We start from the raw sequence: 24605 nt of genomic DNA on the forward strand, positions 1-24605 counted from the left end.
AGCGACTGGGTTTGGGGCTGCTTCGCAGCCCAACGCAGGGCAAGCCTGCTCGCCACAGGAGAAATTGGCGGCCTTCAAAAGTTGTGTAGATACCTATGCTGCGATTACGGAGTGTCAGTCACTGAATAAGCTGACTGAACAACCGCCATCGCAGGCAAGCCAGCTCCCACATTTTTGACCGTGCGAGCCTTCTAGCCCGCAACCATCTCGGCTTTGAGCAGCGCCTCTTTGGCCTGCGCATCCGCCAACCGATACAACTCGATACTGCCATCCCAGTGCTCGATCAACGCGGTGCACGACTCCACCCAATCCCCGCAATTAAGGTAGTCCACCTCGCCCACCTTGCGAATCTCGGCATGGTGAATATGCCCGCACACCACGCCATGCAACTCGCGCTTGGTCACTTCGTGGGCGATCGCTTCTTCGAAATCGCTGATAAAACTCACCGCCGTCTTGACCTTGTGCTTCAGGTACGCCGACAACGACCAGTAGCCATAGCCATACCGCGCACGCCAGTGATTGAGCCAACGGTTGAGCGTGAGGGTGAACTCATAGGCCGAATCGCCCAGGAAGGCCAGCCAACGGTGGTATCGGGTGATCACATCAAATTGATCGCCGTGAATCACCAGCAGGTGGCGGCCATCGGCAGTGACGTGCACGGCTTCGTCCACCAGTTGGATATTGCCCAGAATCAGCTTGGAGTAGCGGCGCAGGAATTCGTCGTGGTTGCCGGTGACGTAGATCACCTCGGTGCCGCGCTTGGCCATGGTGAGCAAGCGGCGGATCACATTGGTGTGAGCCTGGGGCCAATACATGCCGCCGCGCATTTTCCAACCGTCGATGATATCGCCCACCAGGTAGACCTTGTCGGCGTGGTAGCCCTTGAGGAACTGCGACAGGTGCTCGGCCTGGCAATCCCGGGTGCCCAAGTGCACGTCGGAGATCCACAGGGTACGAACCCGTTGTTTGCGGCTGGGTTTAACGAACTCGGCACTGGTCATGGGCATCCCTCGACGGTGTTTTCGCGAGCTTGCGCCCGGGCGGTTAATAGCCCATGACAACTGTGCGTCAGTCTGATGACAGCGCTCGCAACCCTCCGAAGCGTTGTAGACTGCAGGCCTGCTGCCCAGGAGACTGCGATGAGACCGACCCTCACGCTGCGCCACTACCTCGAAGAACCGCTCGCCCACAGCCATGATCACGCCCAACTGGTGTTCGGGTTGTCGGGGCATCTGGACCTGGAAGTCGATGGCCTGGGCAGCCAGGTGCACGCCAGCAGCGTGATGGTGCTGCCCTTCTCGGCCCACCATGCCTGCGGCAGTCGCGACGGCAGCCGCTGCCTGGTGCTGGATGTTCCCGACGAGCATTGGGTGGCGCAGTCTTTGGGCGAACATGCCGACACCAGTCGCCGCCTGCTCGATCAACCGGCGCGACTGACACTGGACGCCCGGCAAAGCCAATTGGTGCAATGGCTGGCACAAAGCCCGGTGGATGACCCGCTGATCGCCCAGCAAGGCGCGGTGTTGCTGCTGGCCAGTCTCAATCATCCGCTTGCCCAGTCGATACCGGGCAAGCGTTTGCCGTATGCGGCGTTCAATGCGCACATCGAACGCCATGCTGCGCATCCGTTGCAGGTGGCCGACCTGGCGCGTATTGCCGACCTCTCGGTGGCACGCCTGCATGCACGTTTTATGGCCGAGTGCGGGCAAACACCGATGGACTACCTGCGTAGCCGTCGCCTGCACATGGCGTTGAAACATTTGCGCGAGACGCCGCTGCCCGTTGGCGAAATCGCCGAGCGCGTCGGTTACGCCTCGCAAAGTGCCTTCTCTGCCGCCATGCTGCGTGAGTTTGGCGCCTCACCGGGCGCGTTGCGTCGCTCGGACTGACAAGAGCCTGGCGCTAAGATTCGCGAGGCCCGCGACAGACACCGGTGCCCTCGAACCTCTAGACTGCGATTCTGTCACCCCCGTTGGTTCAAGGATCGCAATGACTCCCCGCTCAGCCCTTGGCGCCCTGCATATCGGCGCACTGATGTTTGGCCTCACTGGTGTTTTCGGCAAGCTGGCAGCCGCCTCACCGGCCATCATCGTATTTGGCCGCGCCGCCTTTGCCGTGATCGCCTTGGCGATCTTTGCGCGATTCGCCAGCAACACCACCTGGAAAACCCTGGAGATGCGCGACTGGCGTCGCCTCGTCGTCAGCGGCGTGCTATTGGCGGCGCATTGGGTGACCTTCTTCATTGCCGTCAAAGTCGCCGGGGTGGCCGTCGCCACCCTTGGCTTCACTGCGTTCCCGGCCTTTACCGTGATACTTGAAGGGCTGATCTTCCGCGAGCGCATCCGCGCCAACGAAGTGCTGCTGGTGGCGCTGGTCACGGTGGGCCTGGTGTTGGTGACGCCAGACTTCGACCTCGCCAGCCAGGCCACGGGCGGCCTGCTGTGGGGGATTCTCTCGGGCCTGTTGTTCTCGCTGCTGTCGCTGAACAACCGCGCCAGCTCCGGGCGCATTCCGGCGGTGCAGGCCGCGCTGTGCCAGAACGTGGTGGTCGCGGCCTGCCTGCTGCCAGTGGCGGCGCCGGGCCTGGCGGATGTGCGTGGGATTGACTGGCTGTGGATCGGGCTGCTCGGCGTATTCTGCACCGGCCTGGCCCACAGCTTGTTTGTCGCCAGCCTCGCGGTGATCAAGGCGCGCACCGCGTCCGTGGTGTTCGCCATGGAGCCGGTCTATGGCATCACCGCGGCCTGGCTGCTGTTCGCCGAAACCCCGACCTTGCGCATGCTGCTGGGCGGCGCGCTGATCATCGTCGCCATCGTGCTCTCAGGCTTGCTGGGCAGCGCCAGCCAGGCCAAACAGCCGGCAGCCACCGCTTAGCCTTCAGGCCTTGCGGTCGTTGTGCCCCAGGTCGCGCTGCGGGTCGATCTGGTCGCGCACGCGCTGCTTGAGCACCTTGGCCTCCGGAAACCCGCCGTCGGCCTTGCGCTCCCAGATCTGCACGCCGTCGCAGGTGATGCGAAACGCCCCGCCGGTGGCCGGTTCCAGCGCCACACGGCCCAGGTCATCGGCAAATGTACTCAACAATTCCTGGGCCAGCCACGCCGCGCGCAACAGCCATTGGCATTGGGTGCAATAGGTGATGACGATCTCGGGTTTGCTGGCAGACATAATTTGAGAAGTTCCTGACATAACGGGCACGGACGATCGAGTGACTATAATACCGGCCTTTATCGCCCAGCCTTGAGATTCATGATGCGCCGCCTGTTGTCCTGCCTGTTTCTGTGCCTGCTTCCCCTGATCGCCGATGCCGTCGAAAGCCCACGCCCCAAGATCGGCCTGGTGCTGTCCGGCGGTGCCGCCCGTGGCCTCGCGCATATTGGCGTGCTCAAGGCCCTGGAAGAGCAAGGTATCCATATCGATGCTATCGCCGGCACCAGCATGGGCGCGGTGATTGGCGGTCTGTACGCCTCGGGCTACAAGATCGATGAACTGGAAAAGCTCGCGCTCAATATCGACTGGCAACAGGCATTGTCCGATGCCCCGCCACGCGAAGACGTGCCGTTTCGGCGCAAACAGGATGACCGCGACTTCCTCGTCAAACAGAAGCTCAGCTTCCGCGATGACGGCAGCCTCGGCCTGCCGCTCGGCGTGATCCAGGGCCAGAACCTGGCGCTGTTGCTGGAAAGCATGTTCGCCCACTCCAGCAATACGCGTAATTTCGACAAGCTGCCAATCCCGTTCCGCGCCGTGGCCACCGACATCACCACCGGCGAAAAAGTGGTGTTCAGCAAGGGCCACTTGCCCCAGGTAATCCGTGCCAGCATGTCGATCCCGGCAGTGTTCGCCCCGGTTGAGCTGGACGGGCGGCTGCTGGTGGACGGCGGCATGACCGACAACATCCCACTGGATGTGGCGCGCGAAATGGGCGTCGATATCGCCATCGTCGTGGACATCGGCACGCCGCTGCGCTCACGCAAGCAACTGGCTACTGTGGTGGATGTGCTCAACCAGTCGATCACCCTGATGACCCGGCGCAACTCCGAAGAACAACTCAAGGCCCTGCAGCCCAAGGATGTGTTGATCCAGCCGCCTCTGGCCGCCTACGGCGTGACCGACTTCGGTCGCGCCAAAGACATGATCGACGCCGGCTACCGCGCCACCCGCGCCCTCGACGTGCGCCTGGCGCACTTGCGCCCCGCCGAACCGATCGACGCGCAATTGGTGGAGGCCCGCACCCCGGGTGAACGCACGCCGGTGATCACCGCCATCAAGGTGGAAAACGACTCGAAAGTCAGTGACGACGTGATTCGCTACTACATCCGCCAAACCCTGGGCGAGCCGCTGAACCTGGGCCGCCTGCAAACCGACATGGGCACGTTGTATGGCCTGGATTATTTCGAGCAGGTGCAATACCGCGTGGTGAAAAAGGGCCAGGACAATACCCTGGTCATCAGCGCGCGCGGCAAACGCAGCGGCACCGACTACTTGCGCCTGGGCCTGAGCCTGTCGGATGACATGCGCGGCGAAAGCGCCTACAACCTCGGCGCCAGTTACCGCATGAACGGCATCAACCGCCTCGGCGCCGAATGGCTGACACGCGTGCAGATTGGTGATCGCCAGGAGCTGTACAGCGAGTTCTACCAGCCACTGGATGTGGGTTCACGCTACTTCGTCGCGCCCTATATCAGTGCCCAGGCGCAGAACGTTGACTTGGTGCTGGACAGCGACCCTATCGCCGAATACCGCCTGGAGCGCTACGGTTTTGGTTTGAACGTGGGACGCCAGATCGGCAACAGCGGCGAGATCCGCTTCGGCATCGGTGAAGCCTGGGGCAAGGCGGATGTACGTGTTGGCGAGCGCGACTTGCCGAGTGTGAGCTTCAGCGAGGGTTTCTATGAGCTCAAGTACTCGTTCGATTCGCTGGATAACGTGTACTTCCCCCACTCCGGTGAAGACATCGGCCTGGCCTATCGCGAGTTCGAACCCGGCCTGGGTTCGGACCAGCGCTACCGACAGTGGGAGTTCAAGCTGGACAAAGCCATGAGCCACGGCCCGGACACCTTGATACTCGGCGGTCGTTATGGCCGCACCCTGGATAAATCCGACGTGGTGGTTTCCAGCTTCCTGCTCGGCGGTGCGCGGCAATTATCGGGCTTTCGCGAAGATTCAATCTCGGGGCAGAACATCGCCCTGATGCGCGCCGTGTACTACCGCCGCCTGACGCCGCGCTCGTATCTGCCGCTGGATTTCCCACTGTACCTGGGGGCTTCGCTGGAGCGCGGTCGGGCGTGGAACAACGACAATCAGTTCGACAGTGGCTATATCAATGCGGCGAGTATTTTCCTCGGCTTTGATACGCCGTTGGGGCCGCTGAACTTCAGCTATGGATTCAATGATGACAAGCAGCAGGCGGTGTACCTGAACCTGGGGCAGACGTTCTAGCCGGATGCCAGGCTTATTGTGGCGAGGGAGCAAGCTCCCTCGCCACACCTCAGGACTTTTCCAGGTTCGCCAGAATGTGCCCATGCACGCGCATGCACACACGCAAATCGTCTTCATCCACGCCCACAAACAACTCATGGCGCAAGGCCGTGGCGATGGTTTCGATCTGGTCGATCAACGGGCGGGCGGTGTCGCACAGCAGGATGCGTTTGGCGCGACGATCCTCCAGCACCGCCTGGCGCTGCACCAGGCCCTGGCCTTCCAGGCTGTCGAGCAGGCGCGCCAGGGTCGGACCTTCTACGCCGACGCTTTGCGCCAGTTCACGCTGGGTCGGTGCATCGACAAAACGGGCCAGATGCAACAGCACCAGCCAACGCGCCTGGGACAAACCCAGCCCCGCCAAACGGCGGTCCAGTTCGGCGCGCCAGCCTCGGGACATTTGCGCCAACTGCATGCCAAAGCGGTGTTGTTCGGTTAACGGCATAAAAAACTCATGGTTTAGACTGAAAATAAAATGTGGCTAATTATTAGTCAGCTAAGCATGAGCCATGCCAGGAGGCAAGTGGCGCTATGGACTGATTCGTTACATTGTCGTAATTGGCACACTAAATTTCGAATTCGGACTGCAAAGCGGCACGTACGCAATACAAAACACCTTCAGGCACACGCCCGGTAAACAGCGGCGCAATCTCCGTAACCGGTGGCAATTCGCCTTCTCCGTCGAGGAAGGCATCCTGGATTTCACCGAGCAGATCTTCCGGTAAATCAAGCGCCTGCTCCAACGACAACTGCTGCTTGCCGATGGATTCAGCCAGCAAGGTGTAGACGTTTTTTTCCGAGCATTGCAGCTGGCCGGCGATCTGGATCGGGGTCATGCCTGCACGTGCCAGGCTGATCAGCTCATGGCGAATATCGGCAACTTCCTTCGGCGCCTCGGCCTGGCCACCGAGCACTTCGAGGAAGGCTTGGCCGTAGCGTTCGAGTTTGCGCGCACCGACGCCGCTGACCTTGGCCATCTCGGCCATGCTCGTTGGCTGCTCGCGCAGCATCTCCAGCAAGGTGGAGTCGGGGAAGATGACGTAAGGCGGCACACTGTGTTCCTGCGCCAGTTTGCGCCGCAGGGTGCGCAAGGCTTCCCACTGTTCGCGCTCCTCAAAGCGCACCAACTGGCTGGCCGGGCTGGTGCTGCTGCTTTTGGCGGTGGTCTGCGGCTTAAGGTCGCGGCGCAGCTCCAGGCTCACCTCGCCCTTGAGCAAGGGCCGGCAACTGTCGTTCAGGCGCAGGCCGCCGTAACCTTCGATGTCGATGTCTACCAGGTTGCGCGCGACCATCTGCCGGAACAACGAACGCCATTCGCCTTCGGCGCGCGCCTTGCCGACGCCGTACACCGAGAGTTTTTCGTGGCCGAAGCTGTGCACTTTCTCGTTGTCCTTGCCCAGCAATACGTCCACCAGATGGCCCACGCCGTAGCGCTGGCCGGTACGGTAGATGGTCGACAACGCCTGGCGCGCCGGCTCGGTAGCATCCCAGGTCTGTACGCCATCGGTGCAGTTATCGCAGTGCCCGCAGGGCTCGGGCATGTCCTCGTCGAAATACGCCAGCAGCGTCTGACGGCGGCAGCGGGTCTCCTCGCACAGCGAAAGCATGGCATCGAGCTTGTGTTGTTCAAGGCGCTTGTGCCGCTCGTCGCCTTCGGAGTTCTGCAGCATCTGCTTGAGCATCACCACGTCTTGCAGGCCGTAGACCATCCAGGCATCCGCCGGCAGGCCATCACGGCCGGCGCGACCGGTTTCCTGGTAGTAGGCCTCAAGGGATTTTGGCAGGTCCATATGCGCAACAAAGCGCACGTTGGATTTGTCGATGCCCATGCCGAACGCGATGGTCGCCACCATGATCAGGCCTTCCTCGTTGAGGAAGCGCTTCTGGTGGGCAGAGCGCGTGTCATTGGGCAGGCCCGCGTGATACGGCAGCGCCGGGTAGCCTTGCTCGCAGAGAAACGCGGCCACTTCATCGACCTTCTTGCGCGACAGGCAATACACGATGCCTGCGTCGCTGCGCCGCTCGGACAGGAACGCCAGCAACTGTTTGCGCGGCTGTTCCTTGGGCACGATGCGGTAAAAAATATTCGGCCGGTCGAAGCTCGACAGGAAGCGTTCGGCGTTTTGCAGGTGCAGGCGCTCGACGATTTCTTCGCGGGTGCGTTTGTCGGCGGTGGCGGTCAGGGCGATGCGCGGCACGTCGGGGAACAGTTCCGCCAGTTGGCCCAGCTGCAGGTATTCGCGGCGGAAATCGTGGCCCCATTGCGATACGCAGTGGGCCTCGTCGATGGCGAACAGCGCAATTTCCAGGCTTTGCAGGAAGGCCAGCATGCGCGGCTGCACCAGCCGCTCAGGCGCCAGGTAGAGCATTTTCACTTCACCGCGCTTGATGCGCGCAGCCAACTCGCGCTGCTGCTCGGCACTCAGGGTGGAGTTCAAGGCGGCGGCGGCGACACCGAGCTCTTCCAGGGTGGCGACCTGATCGTCCATCAACGCGATCAGCGGCGACACCACCACGGCCAAGCCATTGCGCAACAACGCCGGGACCTGGAAGCACAGCGACTTGCCGCCACCGGTAGGCATCAGGACCAGGGCATCACCACCACTGGCCACGCGCTCAATGATCGCACCCTGGCGGCCACGAAAACTGTCGTAGCCGAAGATGTCCTTGAGGACGCGTTGAGCCTGCTCGAGCATGTAAAACTCCAAAATGGTGCCGAAATCCCTCTGTACAGGCTGGCCGAAAAAACACCGCTTCACGGGAAATAATCCGTAAGCGAAGTTTTCGCGGATTGGCGCTTGGCCTGCAGGGGCATCACAAAACGCGGCAGTATACCCGAGCGTTACCCGGCAAAGGGCGCCACTGACGAATAGTCATCCCGCTCCAGAACCCGGCAAATATGCCTTGCAGCTGGCCTGGAGGCTCAAGAAAGCCTAGAATTGCGCATCGTTTATTCCCAAGGTAGCCCTTCAATGTCCTTCGCTGAGCAACTAACCCGCCTGCAAGCCTTCCTCGACGCCGATGAGCTGCATGACGAGGCGCTGGACTACGTGGCCGCTCACGGCTACCTGACCGCCCTGTCGATCTGCGCCGACGTCGTACCCGACCGTGAATGGATCGACGCGCTGTTCGCCGAAGAACCGCACTACGCCGACGCCGCCCAACGCGAAGAAATCGAATCGACCCTGCTGGCCCTCAAGGCCCACATTGGTCGCCAGCTGGCTTCCGATGAGGAATTCGAGCTGCCATGCGAGCTGGACCTGGGCGAAGAGCCGGATGACTCCGACCTGCGCGGCTGGTGCATCGGCTTCATGGAAGGCGTGTTCCTGCGCGAAGCCGCCTGGTTCGAAACTGCCGAGGAAGAAGTCAGCGAAATGCTGCTGCCGATCATGGTCGGTTCGGGCCTGTTCGACGACCAGCCGGAATTCTCCGACATCGCCGCCGACGCCAACCTGATGGACGACATGATCGTACAGATCCCGGAAGCCCTCACCGCCTTGTACCTGCTGTGCAACGCGCCTGACGAAAAACCGGCGATCCTCAAGCCACGTCACCACTGAGTCGTTTGCCCATGACGCCCATGGGCAAGCGTTCACTGCTCCTGCGCTACGTGCTGCTGGCCATCGGCTGGCTGAGCGTAGCGCTGGGCGTGATCGGTATCTTCCTGCCGGTATTGCCGACCACCCCCTTCCTGCTACTCGCCGCCGCCTGCTTCGCTCGAAGCTCCCCGCGCTTCTACCAATGGCTGGTGGAACATCCGCGCCTGGGCCCGTGGATTCGTGACTATCTGGACGGCAATGGGATTCCGCTCAAGGGCAAGGTGTATGCCATTGGGTTGATGTGGCTGAGCATTGGGTTTTCCTGCTATCTGGTGCCGCTGCCTTGGGCGCGTGGGTTTATGCTGACCAGTGCGGTGTTGGTAACCGTCTACATCTTGCGCCAGAAAACCCTGCCGCGGCGGTGAGCGTGTTTTTTCGTGGTGGCGGGTGGCGTGTATATCCATTGCCGCGGTAACGGCGGCCTATGGTTCCGCTTTTACAGCGGGCCACTTTTGGCAAACGCCCGGAATGCCAGCCCAGCCAAAAGTCCAAAGTGCAAGGCAAAAGCCTATTTACCTGATGCAACGCGGTCTGAATGTGGGAGCTGGCTTGCCTGCGATGCAGACACCTCGGTGTGTCAGGTACACAGAGTTGATGCCATCGCAGGCAAGCCAGCTCCCACAGTTGACCGAGTATGGCTCTGCTGTTGCTGTTGCTGTTGCTGTTGCTCCGGCTCTTACATCCTTTTCGATGACGAAGTCAGCGGTCTTTTGATCTGCGCTTTTGATCGTGATCTTGATCTGAAATCGCCCCCCCCAAATCAGTGTCGGATTGCGGGCATGCCGAGCCACAGCGAGGCACCGAGTATTGGGGGCGTGTACGGGACAACCACATGGGTTACACAAAAGTGAGCCGCTGTAAAAGCGGAACCATAGGCAGCCGTTACCGCAGCAACGGAATACACCCCACCCCGCCCCCTTACACGACCTTGGTCGACACTGACTAACCCCCAGCATCATGCGAGACTGTCCCACCGGGCTCGGAATGCCCGGGTGTTCTTATGCTCGGAGTTACCATGACGCTGTCCAGCGGGCTGATCGCCGCCGTTGCCCTGGCCTATATGGCCATTATGTTCGCCATCGCCTTTTACGGTGACCGCCGCCACGCGCCGTTGCCGCCGCGAATGCGTGCCTGGGTATACAGCCTGTCGCTGGCCGTTTACTGCACCAGCTGGACCTTCTTCGGCGCCGTCGGCCAGGCCGCCGAGCAGCTGTGGGCGTTTTTACCGATCTACCTGGGACCTGTGCTGCTGCTGGTGCTGGCACCCTGGGTGCTGCAAAAGATGATCCTGATCAGCAAGCAGGAAAACATCACCTCCATTGCCGACTTTATCGCCGCACGCTACGGCAAATCCCAATCACTGGCCGTGGTGGTGGCGTTGATCTGCCTGGTCGGCGTGCTGCCCTATATCGCCCTGCAACTCAAAGGCATCGTGCTGGGCGTGAACCTGTTGATCGGCTCCGGCCCCGACACCACCGGCACCCGCGCCCAGGACACCGCGTTGATCGTGTCGCTGGTATTGGCGCTGTTCACCATTGTGTTCGGTACCCGCAACCTGGATGCCACCGAACACCACCGTGGCATGGTGCTGGCGATTGCGTTTGAATCCCTGGTCAAGCTGTTTGCCTTTCTGGCGGTCGGCGCATTCGTGACCTTCGGCCTGTACGACGGTTTTGGCGACCTGTTCAGCCAGGCCATGCTCGCCCCGCGCCTAGAGGAATACTGGACAGAAACCATCAACTGGCCGTCGATGGTGGTGCAGACCGGCGTAGCGATGATGGCCATCATCTGCCTGCCACGGCAGTTTCACGTCACGGTGGTAGAGAACATCGACCCGCAGGATTTGCGTCTGGCCAAGTGGGTGTTCCCGGCCTACCTGATCCTTGCCGCGCTGTTCGTCATCCCTATTGCCCTCGGCGGCAAAATGCTATTGCCCGCCTCGGTATTGCCGGACTCCTACGTGATCAGCCTGCCCATGGCCGAAGCGCACCCGGCCCTTGCCGTGCTGGCGTTTATCGGCGGTGCTTCGGCGGCAACCGGCATGGTGATTGTGGCGAGCATCGCCTTGTCGACCATGGTCTCCAACGACATGTTGCTGCCGTGGCTGTTGCGCCGTTCCAGCGCCGAGCGGCCGTTCGAAGTGTTCCGCCACTGGATGCTGTCGGTGCGCCGCGTGAGCATTGTGATCATCCTGTTGCTGGCCTACGTGAGTTACCGCCTGCTCGGCTCCAGCGCGAGCCTGGCGACCATCGGCCAGATCGCGTTCGCCGCCGTCACCCAACTGGCACCCGCGATGCTCGGCGCGTTGTATTGGAAGCAGGCCAACCGACGCGGCGTGTTTGCCGGTTTGGCAGCGGGCACTTTCCTGTGGTTCTACACCTTGGTCCTACCGGTGACGGCGAAAAGCCTGGGCTGGTCGTTGAGCCTTTTCCCCGGCCTGACGTGGATGCATTCGCACCCCTTTGGTTTCACCGTCACCTCGTTGACCCTGGGTACTGTGTTTTCCCTGGCGGGCAACTTCACGCTGTTTGTGTGGGTCTCGATGCTGTCGCGCACACGGGTGTCCGAGCATTGGCAGGCCGGGCGGTTTATCGGCCAGGAAATCAGCCAGCGCGCCAATGCGCGCTCGATGCTGTCGGTGCAGATCAGCGACCTGCTCAGCCTCGCGGCACGTTTTGTCGGCGAGGAACGCGCCCAGCAGAGCTTTATCCGTTTCGCCTATCGTCAGGGCAAAGGCTTCAACCCGAACCAGAACGCCGATAACGACTGGATTGCCCACACTGAACGCTTGCTGGCCGGTGTGCTCGGCGCCTCTTCGACACGCGCAGTGGTAAAAGCCGCGATTGAAGGTCGGGAAATGCAGCTGGAGGACGTCGTACGCATCGCCGACGAAGCCTCCGAGGTGTTGCAGTTCAACCGCGCGTTGCTGCAAGGCGCGATCGAAAACATCACCCAGGGCATCAGTGTGGTCGACCAGTCCCTCAAGCTGGTGGCCTGGAACCGCCGCTATCTGGAACTGTTCAACTACCCTGAAGGCCTGATCAGCGTGGGTCGGCCGATTGCCGACATCATTCGCTACAACGCCGAGCGCGGCCTGTGCGGGCCGGGTGAAGCCCAAGTACACGTAGCGCGCCGCCTGCATTGGATGCGCCAAGGTCGTGCGCACACCTCCGAACGGTTATTCCCGAATGGCCGCGTGATCGAGCTGATCGGCAACCCGATGCCTGGCGGTGGGTTTGTCATGAGCTTTACCGACATCACAGCGTTCCGTGAAGCCGAGCAGGCACTGACCGAAGCCAACGAAGGCCTTGAGCAACGGGTAACCGAGCGCACCCATGAACTGTCTCAGCTCAATGTTGCATTGACCGATGCCAAGGGCGTGGCCGAATCCGCCAGCCAATCGAAGACCCGCTTCCTTGCGGCGGTCAGCCACGACCTGATGCAACCCTTGAACGCCGCACGCCTGTTCTCCGCCGCCCTCTCCCACCAGCACGACGGTTTGTCCGCCGAGGCCCGGCAATTGGTGCAGCACCTGGACAGTTCGCTGCGCTCGGCCGAAGACTTGATCAGCGACCTGCTGGATATTTCACGCCTGGAAAACGGCAAGATCAACCCGCAGCGCCAGCCCTTTGTGCTCAACGAGCTGTTCGACACCCTCGGCGCCGAATTCAAGGCACTGGCTCAGGAGCAGGGCCTGCGTTTCCGCCTGCGCGGCAGTCGGTTGCGGGTGGACAGCGACATCAAGTTGCTCAGGCGGATTCTGCAGAATTTTCTCACCAACGCGTTCCGCTATGCCGACGGCCCCGTGCTACTGGGCGTGCGCAGGCGCGAGGGCGAACTGTGCCTGGAAGTGTGGGACCGTGGCCCTGGTATTCCGCTGGATAAACAGAAGGTCATCTTCGAAGAGTTCAAGCGCCTGGACAGCCACCAGACCCGCGCCGAGAAAGGCCTGGGCCTGGGCCTGGCAATCGCCGACGGCCTGTGCCGCGTGCTCGGGCATACGTTGAGCGTGCGCTCGTGGCCGGGCCAAGGCAGCGTGTTCAGCGTGCGCGTGCCACTGGCGCGCAACCAGGCCAGCCCACAGGTCAAGATCGCGCAAGACAATGGGCTGCCATTAAGCGGCGCGCAGGTGCTGTGCGTGGACAACGAAGAAAGCATCCTGATCGGCATGCGCAGCCTGCTGACGCGCTGGGGCTGCGAAGTGTGGAACGCCACCGATCAGGCGCAATGCGCGGCGCTGCTGGCCGAGGGCGTGCGCCCGCAATTGGCGTTGGTGGATTACCACCTGGACCACGGCGAGACGGGCACGGAGCTGATGGGCTGGCTGCGGGCGCAGTTGGCGGAGCCGATTCCCGGGGTGGTGATCAGTGCCGATGGGCGACCGGAGATGGTCGCCGAGGTGCATGCGGCGGGGTTGGATTACTTGGCCAAGCCGGTAAAACCGGCGGCGTTGCGGGCGTTGTTGAGTCGGCATTTGCCGCTTTAAACAGTGTACTCGGTCAAAACTGTGGGAGCGGGCTTGCCCGCGAATGCGCAGTGTCAGTCAACGAATGTGCTGGCTGACACACCGCATTCGCGAGCAAGCCCGCTCCCACATTTCGGATTGCATTTACTCGGGCAGATGCGCCACGCCGTCTGAATCGGTCATTGCGCGTTCGAGCAAATCCGCCGGCAGGCTTTTGCTCGCACGCGCGCCCAGCAACCGCAATTGCTCGGTGCGGCTGACCAGATTCCCACGCCCATCCGTCAGCTTGTTACGCGCTGCGCTATAAGCCTTATCCAACTGTTGCAGACGGTTGCCCACTTCGTCCAGGTCCTGGATAAACAGCACGAACTTGTCGTACAGCCAGCCGGCCCGTTCGGCGATTTCCCGCGCATTCTGGCTTTGGCGCTCCTGCTTCCACAGGCTGTCGATCACCCGCAGGGTGGCGAGCAAGGTCGTGGGGCTGACAATCACGATATGGCGGTCGAACGCTTCCTGGAACAGGTTAGGCTCGGCCTGCAGGGCGGCGGAAAATGCAGCCTCGATGGGCACGAACAGCAACACGAAATCCAGGCTGTGCAGCCCTTCCAGGCGCTTGTAATCCTTGCCGGCCAAGCCTTTGACGTGGTTACGCAGGGACAGTACATGCTGCTTGAGGGCCGCCTGGCCAATCACCTCATCATCCGCCGCGACGTATTGCTGATAGGCCGTGAGGCTGACCTTGGAGTCGACCACCACCTGCTTGTCGCCCGGCAGCATGATCAGCACGTCCGGCTGGAAGCGCTCGCCGTCCGGCCCTTTGAGGCTCACCTGGGTCTGGTACTCGCGACCCTTCTCCAGCCCGGCATGCTCCAGCACCCGCTCAAGAATCAGTTCGCCCCAGTTACCCTGGGTTTTCTGGCCCTTTAGAGCGCGGGTCAGGTTGGTGGCTTCGTCCGACAGGCGCAGGTTCAATTGCTGCAGACGCTCAAGCTCTTTGGCCAGGGAAAAACGCTCGCGGGCTTCGTTCTGATAGCTTTCTTCCACCCGCTTTTCGAAGGACTGGATGCGTTCCTTCAATGGGTCAAGCAATTGGCCCAGGCGTTCCTGGCTGGTTTCAGCGAAACGCTGCTCGCGCTCATCGAAAATCTTCCCGGCCAGCTCGGCAAACTGCGCGCGCAGCTCATCGCGCGAACCTTGCAGGTCGGCAAGACGTTGTTGATGGCTGTCCTGTTGTTCACGCAATTCGGCGCGCAAGGCGGCTGACAGCGCATCGAGGCGGCGCAGCTCGGTTTCCTTGGCGCTGCGGTCGAGGTTCCAGGCGTGAGCGGCGTCGCGGGCGTTATCGCGGTCGATTTGCAGCAGTTCGACTTCGCGGCGCATAGCGGCCAGGTCGGCCTGTTTCGAGGCATTGGCCTGGCTGAGGTCGCTGATTTCATCGCGGCTGGCGTCCAGTTGCGCGGCCAGCCCTTCCTGGGCCAGTTGCGCGGTCGCCAGGCGCTCTTCGAGCAGCTCCCAGCCGGTCATGCGCGCGGTCAGTCGTCGTTGAATCTGCCAGCACAGGGCCAATAAAGGCACTGCTGCACCCGCCAGACCCAAGGCAATACTGGTCCAGTCAAAAACCATAGCCATTTCTGCCATTACCGAAAAGGAGCAAGGTTAACCAAGCGCGGGGCTTGAGGACAGCTCAGTCTTCGACCTGCCCCAGCTCGCGCAGGGCGCGGCGGTCACCGGCACGGGCGGCCAGGCGCAGCAGGTCGTGGCCAATGCGGCGGTCGCGGGCGTTGCCGCACTCGCGGCACATCAACTGGCCCAGGCGGCTTTGGGCGGCGACGACGCCATCGCGGGCCGGCTGCTTGAGCAGGCGCCCGGCGAAGTGCTTGATGTTGGCGTTGTGCCCCAACCGCGGGCTGTCGAGCAGCCACAAGGCAACCTTCAGCGAAAAGCGCTTGGGTGCGGTAACAGTTTGAGGGGTGTCGGTAACAGAAGGTGATACTGAGCGAAACTTCATAAAGCACTGTGGGACAGATTGGAAGGCGCGCCACTCTACTCTTTTTTTCGCGCAGGTAAAGCTGGAAAAATCCTACACGCCCGTTCTAGAGCAAGCGCTCGGGACAATCCACAGAAGCTGTGGATAACTCAGTGGACAACCCACCTTGAACCCGCGCAAAGCCCCATGAAACGGGGGCCGCAGTCAAACTGACGATTTTTTCACCAATAAAAAAAAGTGATGTTTTTCATTGACTTAAATTTTCGTTGCAGGCAAACAACGGCGCTTTCGGGCAGTTGACAGAGTGGTTACACACCGCGCAACTAATGTGCACAAGTACCCATCCACTGGTTATATCAGCGCCGTTTTTTGCTTCAACCCGCTCGGGAATGTTACCGGCCTGCAGGAACAGAGGACTTTTCAAATCCACCTCGGCTCGCCACACTCTTGCCCCATCGACGTAACTCTCCTGCAGGCGCTGATGAAAGGAATCCTGTTGTTTGCCGTGTTGCTGCTCGCCATCTGCGCGACCTCACTGAGCATCAATGCAGCGCTGCCCTCGCCTGACGGCGCGTTGTTCGCCATCGCCATCCTGTTATCGGCGGCCTTTACTGCCGTCAGCTTGTGCATTGAGCTGGGAGACGGCCGGATCAATGACATGCGCGACGTGATGCAGGTGATCGAGACCGGCCGCTCCTGGCGCCTGACCCTCGCGGCCTACGGCCTGGGTTGCTCGCTGGCCGCCGCCGTGACGGTGCTGGTCTATCGTGGCTTGCTCGGCGGCTGATAAAAGTTTTTTGCTCAGCCGCTTCCCTTCCCGGATTCGATCCGTTACTATCCGCGGCGTTAGTACCAAGCTGAAAGTCAATTCTGGTCGAACCAATCCCCTGAACAACACGGGACCGACCACCTCGATGGTTTCCAGGTATCACTTGCGTCGACACTGCCTTTGAACATGCAAAGGGTGTCGCGAAGTCTCAATACTCTGACCGAACCAACCTGCAAATTGATCAGGATCTTCACCCTGGGCCCAGAACCTTTGCCCCTGTTGTGTTGCCTGCCCTCCTAAGTACCTACCTGCCAGCCCAAGCGCGCCAACTTAATAGCGCTTCAAACTGGCTGCTTTGTTCCAGTCGGGTTCTTCGTTTGATCAATGGTGATCAACGTTACTGGAACGTTTTAACGCTGCACGGTTCTTATCCGTGTCATTTGTAGGAACACCAATAATATGAACGCTCAAATCCATACTCAGGATGCCATTCGCACCCTCACCAACGCTTTTGCACCAATGAACTGCCTGATCATGGCCGCTCGCAAAGGCTGCTTCAGCTTCACCCTGGTCAACGAACACGGCATCGCTCGTCACAGCGAACGCCTGTACCCCGATCAATACTCCAGCGCAGAGCCGCTGCAGGCCGTGATCGAACGTACCCGTCAGGCACTGACTGCCTGATCGACCCGAGTCGCTGAAACACAAAAACCCTGTTTAAAAAGCAGGGTTTTTTATTGCCTGAAATTTGCCATCGAAACATTTTGACTAAGTTCAAATAGATATAAACGTTATAACTAAATGAAGAAGATGTTTTAAAAACAGTCCTTTACATCGTGAATATGACACTACACTTCAACTCAAGCGGCATGATCCGCTTGCGACGGGCCTGAGATCCGATTCACAGCTGCCAAGCCCCCTCTCAGGCACCGTCGACCACTTTCATGGACCGAGGCTTGTATGGGTATCGCCGCCAGCGAATTGTGTCGTTATGTGATCCGACCGACGTTGATTTACCTCGGCCGCCATGACGCGACCGCCGAAGCCCTGCTGCTGGGCATTGCCGCCAGCCAGTCGGAACTCGGCTCCGCCCTGCACGACCGCCGTGGCCACGGCCTGTACAGCATCACCGAACCGCGCCACCGCGCCCTTTGGGACCACTACCTCGCACGCGACCCCGAGCGCGCCAGCCTGGTGCGCGGCCTGGCCAGCCAGCATGCGTTCCTCAGTGCGCCCCAGCTTGAGCTGACCGTCAACCTGCGTTACGCCACTGCGATAGCCTGGCTGCTGGTGGAGCAACACAGCCCTGCCCTGCCGGCGCCGGGCGATGTACTGGCCATGGCGCGTATCTGGAAAGAAATATTTCATCCTCAAGGGCGGCTACGGGATTTCACCCAAGCCTGGCAAACCTGTGTTTCACCCATGAATCAGGTCACTTGTTGATCAGGCGTTTTGCAAGGTTCGGCTAAAAACGTTGATTTTGGTCGGATTGTCCTACAAAACCGCTCTATCTCCTGCATTACAGCCTATAGCGCTAACTTAAATTTATTGTTACTTTCCGCAGCGGTGATCACCACGGAGTTCTAATAATGAAAAAAGTAATGCTCAAGACCACACTTAGCCTCGCCGTTGCAATGGCCTCCACCCAACTGTTCGCGAGCGGCTTTGCCCTCAACGAGCAAGACGTCGCGGGTATGGGCACGGGTTTCGCAGGCCGTTCTTCTTCTGCCGATAACGCCAGCACTGTCTATGGTAACCCTGCCGGTATGGCTCGCCTTGAAGGCCAGCAAATCACCGGTGGTGTCGCAGCCATTGACGCTTCTACCGACATCAAGGACGCCAGCGGTCGCTCACGCGGCAGCAACAAAGGCGACATGGTGCCGTTCACCGCCGTCCCTTTTGGTTTCTACACCAACAAACTAAACGACCAGTGGGCAATCGGCTTTGGCGTTTATGCGCCGTTCGGCTTGAAGACTGACTATGAACGCGGCTTCCAGGGCCGAGCATTCGGCAACAAAAGTGAAGTGGCGGTCATCACCTTCCAGCCGACTGTGAGCTACGCCTTCAACGACAAAGTGTCGATCGGTTTTGGTCCGACCATCAACCGCATCTCCGGCACGCTTGAGTCGCAGCCAAACCTTGGCTTGCTGCCACTGCCTGGCCTCGCAGGCACGGGTGACAGCAAAGTCAAAGTCAAAGGCGACGACACCGCCCTGGGCTTCAACGCCGGTATCCTGGTGCAAGCCACCGACACTACCCGTGTGGGCCTGACGTATCACTCGAAAGTGAAGTACAAGCTTGAAGGCCATACAGAGGTTACTCCAGGCACCGGCGTTCCAGCTGCCTACCTGGGTGCCGGTCGTTACGACGCGTCACTGAAAGTTGACACCCCTGAATCCTGGGACGCCTCGGTCACTCAAGACCTGAGCAGCGACTGGAAATTATACGGTGGTGCAACCTGGACACGCTGGAGCCGCCTGAAAGACATTACCGTCAACAACGAAGGCGTGACCCGTGCTGGCGGTGCGCTCGCACCTCAGATTGTCGGCCAGATCAAAGAGCCGCAAAACTGGCACGACACCTGGGCCTATGCTATCGGTACTTCCTACCAGGTCACCAAACAAGTGGTACTGCGTACCGGTCTGACCTTCGACCAGTCGCCTACCAACAACACCGACCGTTCGCCGCGTATTCCTACCGGTGACCGGACCATCTTCAGCGTTGGCCTTGGCTACGCTGTGATGGACAATATGACCATCGACCTGGCGTACTCCTACCTCAAGGAAGAGCCGGTCAAGGTCAACAAGCAGAACGCGCTGGGCCAGACCTACGCGTCCAAGTACGAAAACAGCGCCAACGGCTTCGGCCTGGGTATGACGTACAAGTTCTGATTCAAGCTGTATAAAAAGCCCCGCCCTCCTGCACAGGAGGCGGGGCTTTTTAATGGCCGACGATCAGGGTTTGGAAGCCAATGCTTCTTCCACTGCCTTGATCAAGTCCGGGCTGTCCGGCTTGGTCAAACTGGAGAAGTTGGCAATCACCTTGCCCTGGCGGTCGACCACATACTTGTAGAAATTCCACTTCGGTACGCTGGTCTGCTGTGACAGGACCTTGAACAGGTGCACCGCGTCCGGTCCTTTGACTTTTTGCGGCTCGGTCATGGTGAAGGTCACGCCGTAATTCACGTAACAGACTTTGGCGGTCTCTTCACCGGTCTTGGCTTCCTGCTTGAAGTCATCGGACGGCACGCCAATCACTTCCAGGCCCTGGCCCTTGTAGCGCTGGTACAAGGCTTCGAGGCCTTTGAACTGCGGCGCGAACCCGCAGAAGCTGGCGGTGTTGACGATCACCAGAGGTTTGCCGGCAAAGCGCTGGCACAGATCGATGGATTCCTTGGCGCGCAGCTTGGGCAATTGGCCCTCAAGCAACGGCGGGCAATTGGCGGCCATGGCAACACTGCCAATGGCCATCAGGACGGGTACTGCAAGCCAGCGCATCTGCATGTCGTGAGTCCTTAACATTTCCAGACCACGAACTTAACAGATCGACATACCCAGTTGCATCAACGCCAGCCCACCACGCTGCCAGCCCCACCAGGCCAGCAGCATCAGCACGACCAGCGCCGCTACCGTCAAACACCGTGCCGTCACACTCATGCCGCCTCCATCTGCGCCTGCAAGCGCGCCACCGGCCGCTCGCGCACCGGCCAGTTCAGCGCGGCGGCGAACAGGCTGAGCAGAATCGCCACCTGCCAGATCAAATCGTAGTTGCCGGTTCGATCATAGACCACCCCGCCCAACCAGCCGCCAAGGAACGACCCGAGTTGGTGGAACAGGAACACGATCCCACCGAGCATCGAGAGGTTTCGCACACCAAACAAGGTTGCGACGGTGCCGTTGGTCAGCGGCACCGTGGACAGCCACAAAAACCCCATGGCCATGCCAAACAGGTAGGCCGTGACTTCGGTGACCGGCGCCCACAGGAACAACACGATGACCACCGCACGCAGCAGGTACAGGCCGGTGAGCAAGCGCGGCTTGGATATGCGCCCGCCGAGCCAGCCGGCAGTGTAGGTGCCGAACACATTAAACAGACCAATCAAGGCCAGCACCGTGGTGCCCACCGTGGCGGGCAAGTGCTGGTCGACCAGATACGCCGGCAGGTGCACACCGATAAACACCACCTGGAAACCGCAAACAAAGAAACCGAATGCCAGCAACCAGAAACCGGAATGGGAACAGGCTTCCTTCAAGGCTTCGCGCAAGGTTTGCTGGCCGGTCACCACCGGCAGCGGCTTGTCTTTGAGCATTGCCACCAGCGGCAGAATCAGCGCCACCATCAGGCCAAGTGCCAACAGGGCGGCCGACCAGCCCAGCCAGCCGATCAAGCCCAAGGTGCCGGGCACCATGGCGAACTGGCCGAACGAGCCTGCGGCGCTGGCGATGCCCATGGCCATGCTGCGTTTTTCCGGCGGTACCGCGCGGCCGACCACGCCGAGGATCACCGAAAACGAGGTGCCCGACAGGCCGATACCAATCAGCAAGCCGGCACTCAACGACAATGACCACGCCGAATCGGACATACCCATCAACACCAGGCCCACGGCGTACAGCACGCCGCCGACAAACACCGCTTTGGTCGCGCCAAAACGATCGGCCAGGGCGCCGGTAAACGGCTGCGCCAAGCCCCAGATCAAGTTCTGCAAGGCGATGGCGAAGGCAAACGTCTCGCGCCCCCAGCCAAATTCGTTGCTCATCGGCGCCAGGAACAGGCCAAAGCCATGCCGCACGCCCAAGGACAACGCCAGGATCAGCGCACTCCCCATAAGGATCCAGCCACTGGTGCGCCACATCGAGGTCATGTTCTTATTCTCCGCTCGCGGGTATATACCCGCTTGTAGTCGAACAAACTCGCGCTCAGGCGAGTTCATCCAGCAAGGCCAACAAGGTTTCGCGCTTTTCGGCGCCTAACTGATCAATCAATTTTTGCTGCGCCGCTTCCCACGCCGGTAACGCCGCAGCCAGCCGCTCTTCGCCGGCTTGCGTCAACAGCACCAGGCGGTTGCGCAAGTCATCACCCTCGACCAACTGCACCAGGCCTTCGCCTTCCAGCACGCGCAAGTTGCGCCCCAGGGTGCTGCGATCCAGGCCCATGGCGTCGGCCAGGCTGGAGATGCTCGGTTGGTCGAGGCGCTGCAAGTTGCACAGCAAAGAATACTGGGCGACGTTGATCCCGAAGCCGTCGAGAGCGCCGTCATAATGCCTGCTGACGCCACGGGCGGCACGTCGCAGGTTGGTGCATAAACATTGGGAGGCAAGCATAGAACGTGTATATACCCGCGATTAAGGAAATGCAAGAAAGTGTTACAGAGCCAAACCGATCAATACCGCGACTTCCAGCAGCTCCAGCAACGCACCGGCTGTGTCGCCGGTGGTGCCGCCCAACCGGTTGACCATCAAGTGGCGCAAACCGATAAAACACAGCGCCGCCAGCAAAACCGCCAGGCCACCGCTGAAACCGCCGATCAGGATGCAGGCCAGGCCACTGAGGATCAGCACCTGTTGGCCGACAACCCGCGGTAAATGATCCGACAGCGCCTGACCCAAACCGCCTGCACGCACGTAGCGTGTGGTCAGGAACAGCGCCAACATCGAAGCGCGTCCGATCAACGGCGCCAGGATCAATGCCGCGCCATTTTGCTGCTCGATCAGCGCCACCAGCGCGGTGAACTTGAGCAACAGCACCAAACCCAGGGTGACCACGGCAATCGGCCCGCTGCGCGGGTCTTTCATGATGGTCAGGGTGCGCTCGCGGTCGCCGAAGCCACCGAGCCAGGCATCGGCGCTGTCCGCCAAGCCGTCCAGGTGCAGGCCACCGCTAAGCAACACCCACGCCGTCAGCAATAAAGCGGCATGCAGCAACAACGGCGCGCCCATCAATACGCTGTTCAGCACCCATAACAGCACGCCGAACAACAGCCCGACCACGGGATAAAACAGCAGCGAACGTCCCAATTCCTGTGGCTGCGGCATGCCCGGCAAACGAATCGGCAGGCTGCTGAGAAATTGCAGGGCGATCCAGAATGGCAGCATCGTCAGGTTCCTTCCTTCAACACGCCATCGGCGGCGACTTGCAGGCTGAACAGCCCACCGTGGCCGACCTCGACATTCAATAACTGCTCACGTGGCAAACCTCGCGCCTGCGCCAAAAGCAGACGCATCACGCCACCGTGGCTGATCAGCAACACACGCTCACCGGCATAGGCCTGATGCAAGCGTGAGACGGCGCCCAGGACACGGCGGGAAAAGTCGCTGACCGGCTCGCCCTCAGGCGGTGTGAAGCTGTAGGGGTCGGCCCAGAACAGGCCCAGCCCTTCGGCGTCGGTTTCCATCAGCGCCGCTGCGCTGTGCCCTTCCCAGGCGCCGAAGTGCAATTCCTGCAGGTCTTTTTCCAGGCTCACCGGCACGTCGAGGCGCGCGCCCAACTCCTGGGCGAACAGCGCGCAACGCTGCAGCGGCGAACTGATCACGCGGTCCCAAGGCCCCCGCTCTGCCGCGGCGGCGCGCATCTGTGCCCAACCCTTGTCGGTCAAGGCGTCGTCGAGGCTGCCGCGCAGGCCGCCACCCAGCTCGGTTTCGCCGTGGCGCAACAGGTCCAGGTGCAAGGTCATGCCGGGCGGTCTGCCACGGCCGCTTCGGCGAAAGTCGCCATCTGCCCGTGCAGCGCGCACGCCAGGCGCAGCAACGGCACCGCCAGCGCCGCACCACTGCCCTCGCCCAGGCGCAGGCCGAGTTGCAACAAGGGTTCGGCGTTAAGGTGTTGCAGCACGTGACGATGGCCCGGCTCGGCGCCACCGTGGCCGAACACCAGCCATTCGCGGCAGGCCGGGTTCAGGCGCGTGGCGACCAGTGCGGCGACGGTGCAGATAAACCCATCCACCAGCACGACGATGCCTGCTTGCGCGCAGGCCAGGTAAGCACCGACCAACGCGGCGATTTCAAACCCGCCGAGGTTGAACAGCGTGCGCAATGCGTCATCGCGCTGCCCGGCATGCAGCGCCAGTGCGCGCTCGATAACTGCCACTTTGTGGCTGACGCCTTGGGCATTCAAACCGGTGCCCGGGCCTGTGAGGTCGCTGACCTTGCAATCGAGCAGCGCGCACGCCAAGGCACTGGCGGCGGTGGTATTACCGATGCCCATTTCGCCGCCGATAAACAGCTGGGCGCCGCTTTCCAATGCGCGACGCGCGCTGTCACGACCGGCTTGCAATGCCAGGCGGCCCTGAGCTTCGGTCATGGCCGGGCCATTGACGAAATTGGCAGTGCCCGCGCCGATGTTCAGGTGACGCACACCGGGCAGGTTCAACGACGGCGTCACCGTGCCGAGGTCGACCACTTCCAGCTGCGCATCCAGCTGGCGTGCCAACACACTGATGGCCGCGCCGCCGGTCACGAAGTTGTGCAGCATTTGCCCGGTCACTTCCTGGGGAAACGCCGACACGCCCTCGGCGACCACGCCATGGTCACCGGCAAAAATGGCGATCCACACTGGGTCCACCAACGGTTTGACCTGGCCTTGCAGGCCGGCCAGTTGCACCGCTACAGATTCGAGCTGGCCAAGCGAACCGGCCGGCTTGGTCAGCTGCTGCTGGCGCGCCAGCGCTTGTTCGTACGCCGCCGTGTCGACGGCCTTACAAGGGTTGAGCCACCAGGTGTCAGTCATAACGCAGTACCTTTCAAAGTCAGGGGCAGGCCGGCAACCGTCAGGACAACACGCTGACACCGCTCGGCCAAGGCTTGATGCAGCCAACCGGCTTCATCCACATAGCGGCGAGTCAATTCGCCCAGCGGCACGACACCCATTCCGGTCTCGTTGCTGACAAAAATGATTTCTCCCGGCAGCGCTGCCAGGGTGTGCAGCAATTGATCGCGCTCCAGCGCCAGGCGCGCCGGGTCTTCGAGCATCAGCAGGTTGGTGAGCCACAGGGTCAGGCAGTCCACCAGCAGGCAACGCCCGGCAGCGGCGTTTTCGCGCAGTACGCGGGCCAGTTCGATAGGTTCTTCAATCAGCCCCCAATGATCGGGACGCCGCTCACGGTGATGCGCGACGCGCGCGCTCATCTCGCCGTCCAGCGGCTGGCTGGTGGCGATGTAGATGACGGGCAAGGTGCTGTCGCTGGCGAGTTTTTCGGCCAGGCGGCTCTTGCCGGAGCGGGCACCGCCGAGGATTAGTTGATGCATGGGGGAGCACCTTGTTCGGCGGGTGGCGAGGTTGGAGTGTGCAGCGGCGAGTGGGGTGAGTCAGATA

At 61.1% G+C, this 24605-nt stretch carries 23 protein-coding genes; 10 read left to right on the top strand and 13 right to left on the bottom strand.

The genetic code is table 11. The features are described from left to right. Positions 1 to 191 precede the first annotated feature (191 nt). Positions 192 to 1001 (bottom strand): UDP-2,3-diacylglucosamine diphosphatase, encoded by an 810-nt coding sequence (locus tag ASE80_RS25885; protein ID WP_056861436.1) that lies wholly within the window; start codon positions 999 to 1001, stop codon positions 192 to 194. Between the two features lie 138 nt (positions 1002 to 1139). Between ASE80_RS25885 and ASE80_RS25890 the strand changes: the two genes are divergently transcribed. Both ASE80_RS25890 and ASE80_RS25895 read left to right on the top strand, forming a co-directional pair. Beyond that, complete coding sequence (locus ASE80_RS25890) at positions 1140 to 1889, top strand: AraC family transcriptional regulator (protein WP_056861437.1); 750 nt, start codon at positions 1140 to 1142, stop codon at positions 1887 to 1889. Positions 1890 to 1989: 100 nt separating this feature from the next. Next, complete coding sequence (locus tag ASE80_RS25895; protein WP_056861438.1) at positions 1990 to 2874, top strand: DMT family transporter; 885 nt, start codon at positions 1990 to 1992, stop codon at positions 2872 to 2874. Positions 2875 to 2877: 3 nt separating this feature from the next. Here the strand turns inward: ASE80_RS25895 and ASE80_RS25900 are convergent, their stop codons facing one another. Continuing rightward, a complete protein-coding gene (locus ASE80_RS25900) occupies positions 2878 to 3165 on the bottom strand; it encodes a SelT/SelW/SelH family protein (RefSeq protein ID WP_017134913.1) in 288 nt (95 codons plus the stop codon). Between the two features lie 84 nt (positions 3166 to 3249). Here ASE80_RS25900 and ASE80_RS25905 point away from each other — a divergent pair, with 84 nt between their 5' ends. Further along, positions 3250 to 5439, top strand: a complete 2190-nt coding sequence (locus ASE80_RS25905) for a patatin-like phospholipase family protein (RefSeq protein ID WP_056861439.1) — start codon at positions 3250 to 3252, stop codon at positions 5437 to 5439. A 49-nt stretch (positions 5440 to 5488) separates the two neighbouring features. Here ASE80_RS25905 and ASE80_RS25910 read toward each other — a convergent pair whose 3' ends face one another. Further along, positions 5489 to 5923 carry a MarR family transcriptional regulator gene (locus ASE80_RS25910; protein ID WP_056861440.1) on the bottom strand — a complete coding sequence of 145 codons (435 nt, stop codon included), beginning with the start codon at positions 5921 to 5923 and terminating at the stop codon, positions 5489 to 5491. Between the two features lie 121 nt (positions 5924 to 6044). Next, positions 6045 to 8174 carry a DNA helicase RecQ gene (gene recQ / locus ASE80_RS25915; protein WP_056861441.1) on the bottom strand — a complete coding sequence of 710 codons (2130 nt, stop codon included), beginning with the start codon at positions 8172 to 8174 and terminating at the stop codon, positions 6045 to 6047. 276 nt (positions 8175 to 8450) lie between these two features. On the opposite strand from recQ, the gene ASE80_RS25920 reads away from it, so the two are divergent. The 3 genes from ASE80_RS25920 (at position 8451) to ASE80_RS25930 (ending at position 13563) form a co-directional block, all read left to right on the top strand. Beyond that, positions 8451 to 9038: a UPF0149 family protein gene (locus tag ASE80_RS25920; RefSeq protein WP_017134909.1), complete on the top strand. Its 588-nt coding sequence runs from the start codon at positions 8451 to 8453 to the stop codon at positions 9036 to 9038. Positions 9039 to 9049: 11 nt separating this feature from the next. Then, positions 9050 to 9442, top strand: coding sequence for a YbaN family protein (locus ASE80_RS25925; protein ID WP_056861442.1), 393 nt, complete (start codon positions 9050 to 9052; stop codon positions 9440 to 9442). A 650-nt stretch (positions 9443 to 10092) separates the two neighbouring features. Then, on the top strand, positions 10093 to 13563 hold the full coding sequence (locus ASE80_RS25930; RefSeq protein ID WP_056861443.1) for a hybrid sensor histidine kinase/response regulator: 3471 nt from the start codon (positions 10093 to 10095) through the stop codon (positions 13561 to 13563). Positions 13564 to 13686: 123 nt separating this feature from the next. Here the strand turns inward: ASE80_RS25930 and rmuC are convergent, their stop codons facing one another. Together rmuC and ASE80_RS25940 are read right to left on the bottom strand one after the other, a co-directional pair. Next, complete coding sequence (gene rmuC, locus ASE80_RS25935) at positions 13687 to 15051, bottom strand: DNA recombination protein RmuC (protein ID WP_164488412.1); 1365 nt, start codon at positions 15049 to 15051, stop codon at positions 13687 to 13689. A gap of 175 nt (positions 15052 to 15226) precedes the next feature. Next, positions 15227 to 15550: a hypothetical protein gene (locus tag ASE80_RS25940; RefSeq protein ID WP_056861445.1), complete on the bottom strand. Its 324-nt coding sequence runs from the start codon at positions 15548 to 15550 to the stop codon at positions 15227 to 15229. 460 nt (positions 15551 to 16010) lie between these two features. Here ASE80_RS25940 and ASE80_RS25945 point away from each other — a divergent pair, with 460 nt between their 5' ends. The 4 genes from ASE80_RS25945 to ASE80_RS25960 all read left to right on the top strand — a co-directional run bounded on the left by ASE80_RS25945 (position 16011) and on the right by ASE80_RS25960 (position 19189). Next, positions 16011 to 16316: a hypothetical protein gene (locus tag ASE80_RS25945; RefSeq protein ID WP_056861446.1), complete on the top strand. Its 306-nt coding sequence runs from the start codon at positions 16011 to 16013 to the stop codon at positions 16314 to 16316. Positions 16317 to 16757: 441 nt separating this feature from the next. Beyond that, positions 16758 to 16982, top strand: a complete 225-nt coding sequence (locus ASE80_RS25950) for a hypothetical protein (RefSeq protein ID WP_005790139.1) — start codon at positions 16758 to 16760, stop codon at positions 16980 to 16982. A 276-nt stretch (positions 16983 to 17258) separates the two neighbouring features. Further along, entirely contained in the window at positions 17259 to 17741 is a 483-nt protein-coding gene (locus ASE80_RS25955) for a hypothetical protein (RefSeq protein ID WP_056861447.1), read from the top strand. Between the two features lie 146 nt (positions 17742 to 17887). Next, entirely contained in the window at positions 17888 to 19189 is a 1302-nt protein-coding gene (locus ASE80_RS25960) for an OmpP1/FadL family transporter (RefSeq protein WP_056861448.1), read from the top strand. Between the two features lie 63 nt (positions 19190 to 19252). On the opposite strand, the gene ASE80_RS25965 is transcribed toward ASE80_RS25960, so the two are convergent. The 7 genes from ASE80_RS25965 to cobU form a co-directional block, all read right to left on the bottom strand. Continuing rightward, a complete protein-coding gene (locus tag ASE80_RS25965; protein WP_056861449.1) occupies positions 19253 to 19801 on the bottom strand; it encodes a glutathione peroxidase in 549 nt (182 codons plus the stop codon). Between the two features lie 149 nt (positions 19802 to 19950). Continuing rightward, positions 19951 to 21150 carry an MFS transporter gene (locus ASE80_RS25970; RefSeq protein WP_162238862.1) on the bottom strand — a complete coding sequence of 400 codons (1200 nt, stop codon included), beginning with the start codon at positions 21148 to 21150 and terminating at the stop codon, positions 19951 to 19953. A 64-nt stretch (positions 21151 to 21214) separates the two neighbouring features. Beyond that, positions 21215 to 21619, bottom strand: a complete 405-nt coding sequence (locus ASE80_RS25975) for a MarR family winged helix-turn-helix transcriptional regulator (protein WP_017134898.1) — start codon at positions 21617 to 21619, stop codon at positions 21215 to 21217. A 42-nt stretch (positions 21620 to 21661) separates the two neighbouring features. Further along, positions 21662 to 22390: an adenosylcobinamide-GDP ribazoletransferase gene (locus ASE80_RS25980; RefSeq protein WP_056861451.1), complete on the bottom strand. Its 729-nt coding sequence runs from the start codon at positions 22388 to 22390 to the stop codon at positions 21662 to 21664. A gap of 2 nt (positions 22391 to 22392) precedes the next feature. Continuing rightward, complete coding sequence (gene cobC, locus ASE80_RS25985; RefSeq protein ID WP_056861452.1) at positions 22393 to 22968, bottom strand: alpha-ribazole phosphatase family protein; 576 nt, start codon at positions 22966 to 22968, stop codon at positions 22393 to 22395. Next, positions 22965 to 24020, bottom strand: coding sequence for a nicotinate-nucleotide--dimethylbenzimidazole phosphoribosyltransferase (gene cobT / locus ASE80_RS25990; protein ID WP_056861453.1), 1056 nt, complete (start codon positions 24018 to 24020; stop codon positions 22965 to 22967). The genes cobC and cobT overlap by 4 nt, the downstream gene beginning before the upstream one ends. Continuing rightward, positions 24017 to 24538 carry a bifunctional adenosylcobinamide kinase/adenosylcobinamide-phosphate guanylyltransferase gene (cobU, locus tag ASE80_RS25995; RefSeq protein WP_056861454.1) on the bottom strand — a complete coding sequence of 174 codons (522 nt, stop codon included), beginning with the start codon at positions 24536 to 24538 and terminating at the stop codon, positions 24017 to 24019. Before cobU ends, cobT begins: the two co-directional genes overlap by 4 nt. Positions 24539 to 24605: the final 67 nt, after the last annotated feature.

Origin of the sequence: Pseudomonas sp. Leaf15, assembly GCF_001421425.1 — a bacterium.
In the GTDB taxonomy this organism is placed as follows: Bacteria; Pseudomonadota; Gammaproteobacteria; order Pseudomonadales; family Pseudomonadaceae; genus Aquipseudomonas; species Aquipseudomonas salomonii.

Bases quoted from the DNA above. Each gene is read 5' to 3' on its own strand.
- ASE80_RS25905 (WP_056861439.1), top strand. From the start codon at position 3,250: ATGCGCCGCCTGTTGTCCTGCCTGTTTCTGTGCCTGCTTCCCCTGATC.
- ASE80_RS25975 (WP_017134898.1), bottom strand. From the start codon at position 21,619: ATGCTTGCCTCCCAATGTTTATGCACCAACCTGCGACGTGCCGCCCGT.
- ASE80_RS25960 (WP_056861448.1), top strand. From the start codon at position 17,888: ATGAAAAAAGTAATGCTCAAGACCACACTTAGCCTCGCCGTTGCAATG.
- cobU (WP_056861454.1), bottom strand. From the start codon at position 24,538: ATGCATCAACTAATCCTCGGCGGTGCCCGCTCCGGCAAGAGCCGCCTG.
- ASE80_RS25955 (WP_056861447.1), top strand. From the start codon at position 17,259: ATGGGTATCGCCGCCAGCGAATTGTGTCGTTATGTGATCCGACCGACG.
- ASE80_RS25925 (WP_056861442.1), top strand. From the start codon at position 9,050: ATGACGCCCATGGGCAAGCGTTCACTGCTCCTGCGCTACGTGCTGCTG.
- ASE80_RS25980 (WP_056861451.1), bottom strand. From the start codon at position 22,390: ATGCTGCCATTCTGGATCGCCCTGCAATTTCTCAGCAGCCTGCCGATT.
- ASE80_RS25930 (WP_056861443.1), top strand. From the start codon at position 10,093: ATGACGCTGTCCAGCGGGCTGATCGCCGCCGTTGCCCTGGCCTATATG.
- ASE80_RS25890 (WP_056861437.1), top strand. From the start codon at position 1,140: ATGAGACCGACCCTCACGCTGCGCCACTACCTCGAAGAACCGCTCGCC.
- ASE80_RS25965 (WP_056861449.1), bottom strand. From the start codon at position 19,801: ATGCAGATGCGCTGGCTTGCAGTACCCGTCCTGATGGCCATTGGCAGT.
- ASE80_RS25940 (WP_056861445.1), bottom strand. From the start codon at position 15,550: ATGAAGTTTCGCTCAGTATCACCTTCTGTTACCGACACCCCTCAAACT.
- ASE80_RS25900 (WP_017134913.1), bottom strand. From the start codon at position 3,165: ATGTCTGCCAGCAAACCCGAGATCGTCATCACCTATTGCACCCAATGC.
- ASE80_RS25950 (WP_005790139.1), top strand. From the start codon at position 16,758: ATGAACGCTCAAATCCATACTCAGGATGCCATTCGCACCCTCACCAAC.
- cobT (WP_056861453.1), bottom strand. From the start codon at position 24,020: ATGACTGACACCTGGTGGCTCAACCCTTGTAAGGCCGTCGACACGGCG.
- ASE80_RS25885 (WP_056861436.1), bottom strand. From the start codon at position 1,001: ATGACCAGTGCCGAGTTCGTTAAACCCAGCCGCAAACAACGGGTTCGT.
- cobC (WP_056861452.1), bottom strand. From the start codon at position 22,968: ATGACCTTGCACCTGGACCTGTTGCGCCACGGCGAAACCGAGCTGGGT.
- ASE80_RS25895 (WP_056861438.1), top strand. From the start codon at position 1,990: ATGACTCCCCGCTCAGCCCTTGGCGCCCTGCATATCGGCGCACTGATG.
- ASE80_RS25970 (WP_162238862.1), bottom strand. From the start codon at position 21,150: ATGTGGCGCACCAGTGGCTGGATCCTTATGGGGAGTGCGCTGATCCTG.
- ASE80_RS25945 (WP_056861446.1), top strand. From the start codon at position 16,011: ATGAAAGGAATCCTGTTGTTTGCCGTGTTGCTGCTCGCCATCTGCGCG.
- ASE80_RS25910 (WP_056861440.1), bottom strand. From the start codon at position 5,923: ATGCCGTTAACCGAACAACACCGCTTTGGCATGCAGTTGGCGCAAATG.
- ASE80_RS25920 (WP_017134909.1), top strand. From the start codon at position 8,451: ATGTCCTTCGCTGAGCAACTAACCCGCCTGCAAGCCTTCCTCGACGCC.
- recQ (WP_056861441.1), bottom strand. From the start codon at position 8,174: ATGCTCGAGCAGGCTCAACGCGTCCTCAAGGACATCTTCGGCTACGAC.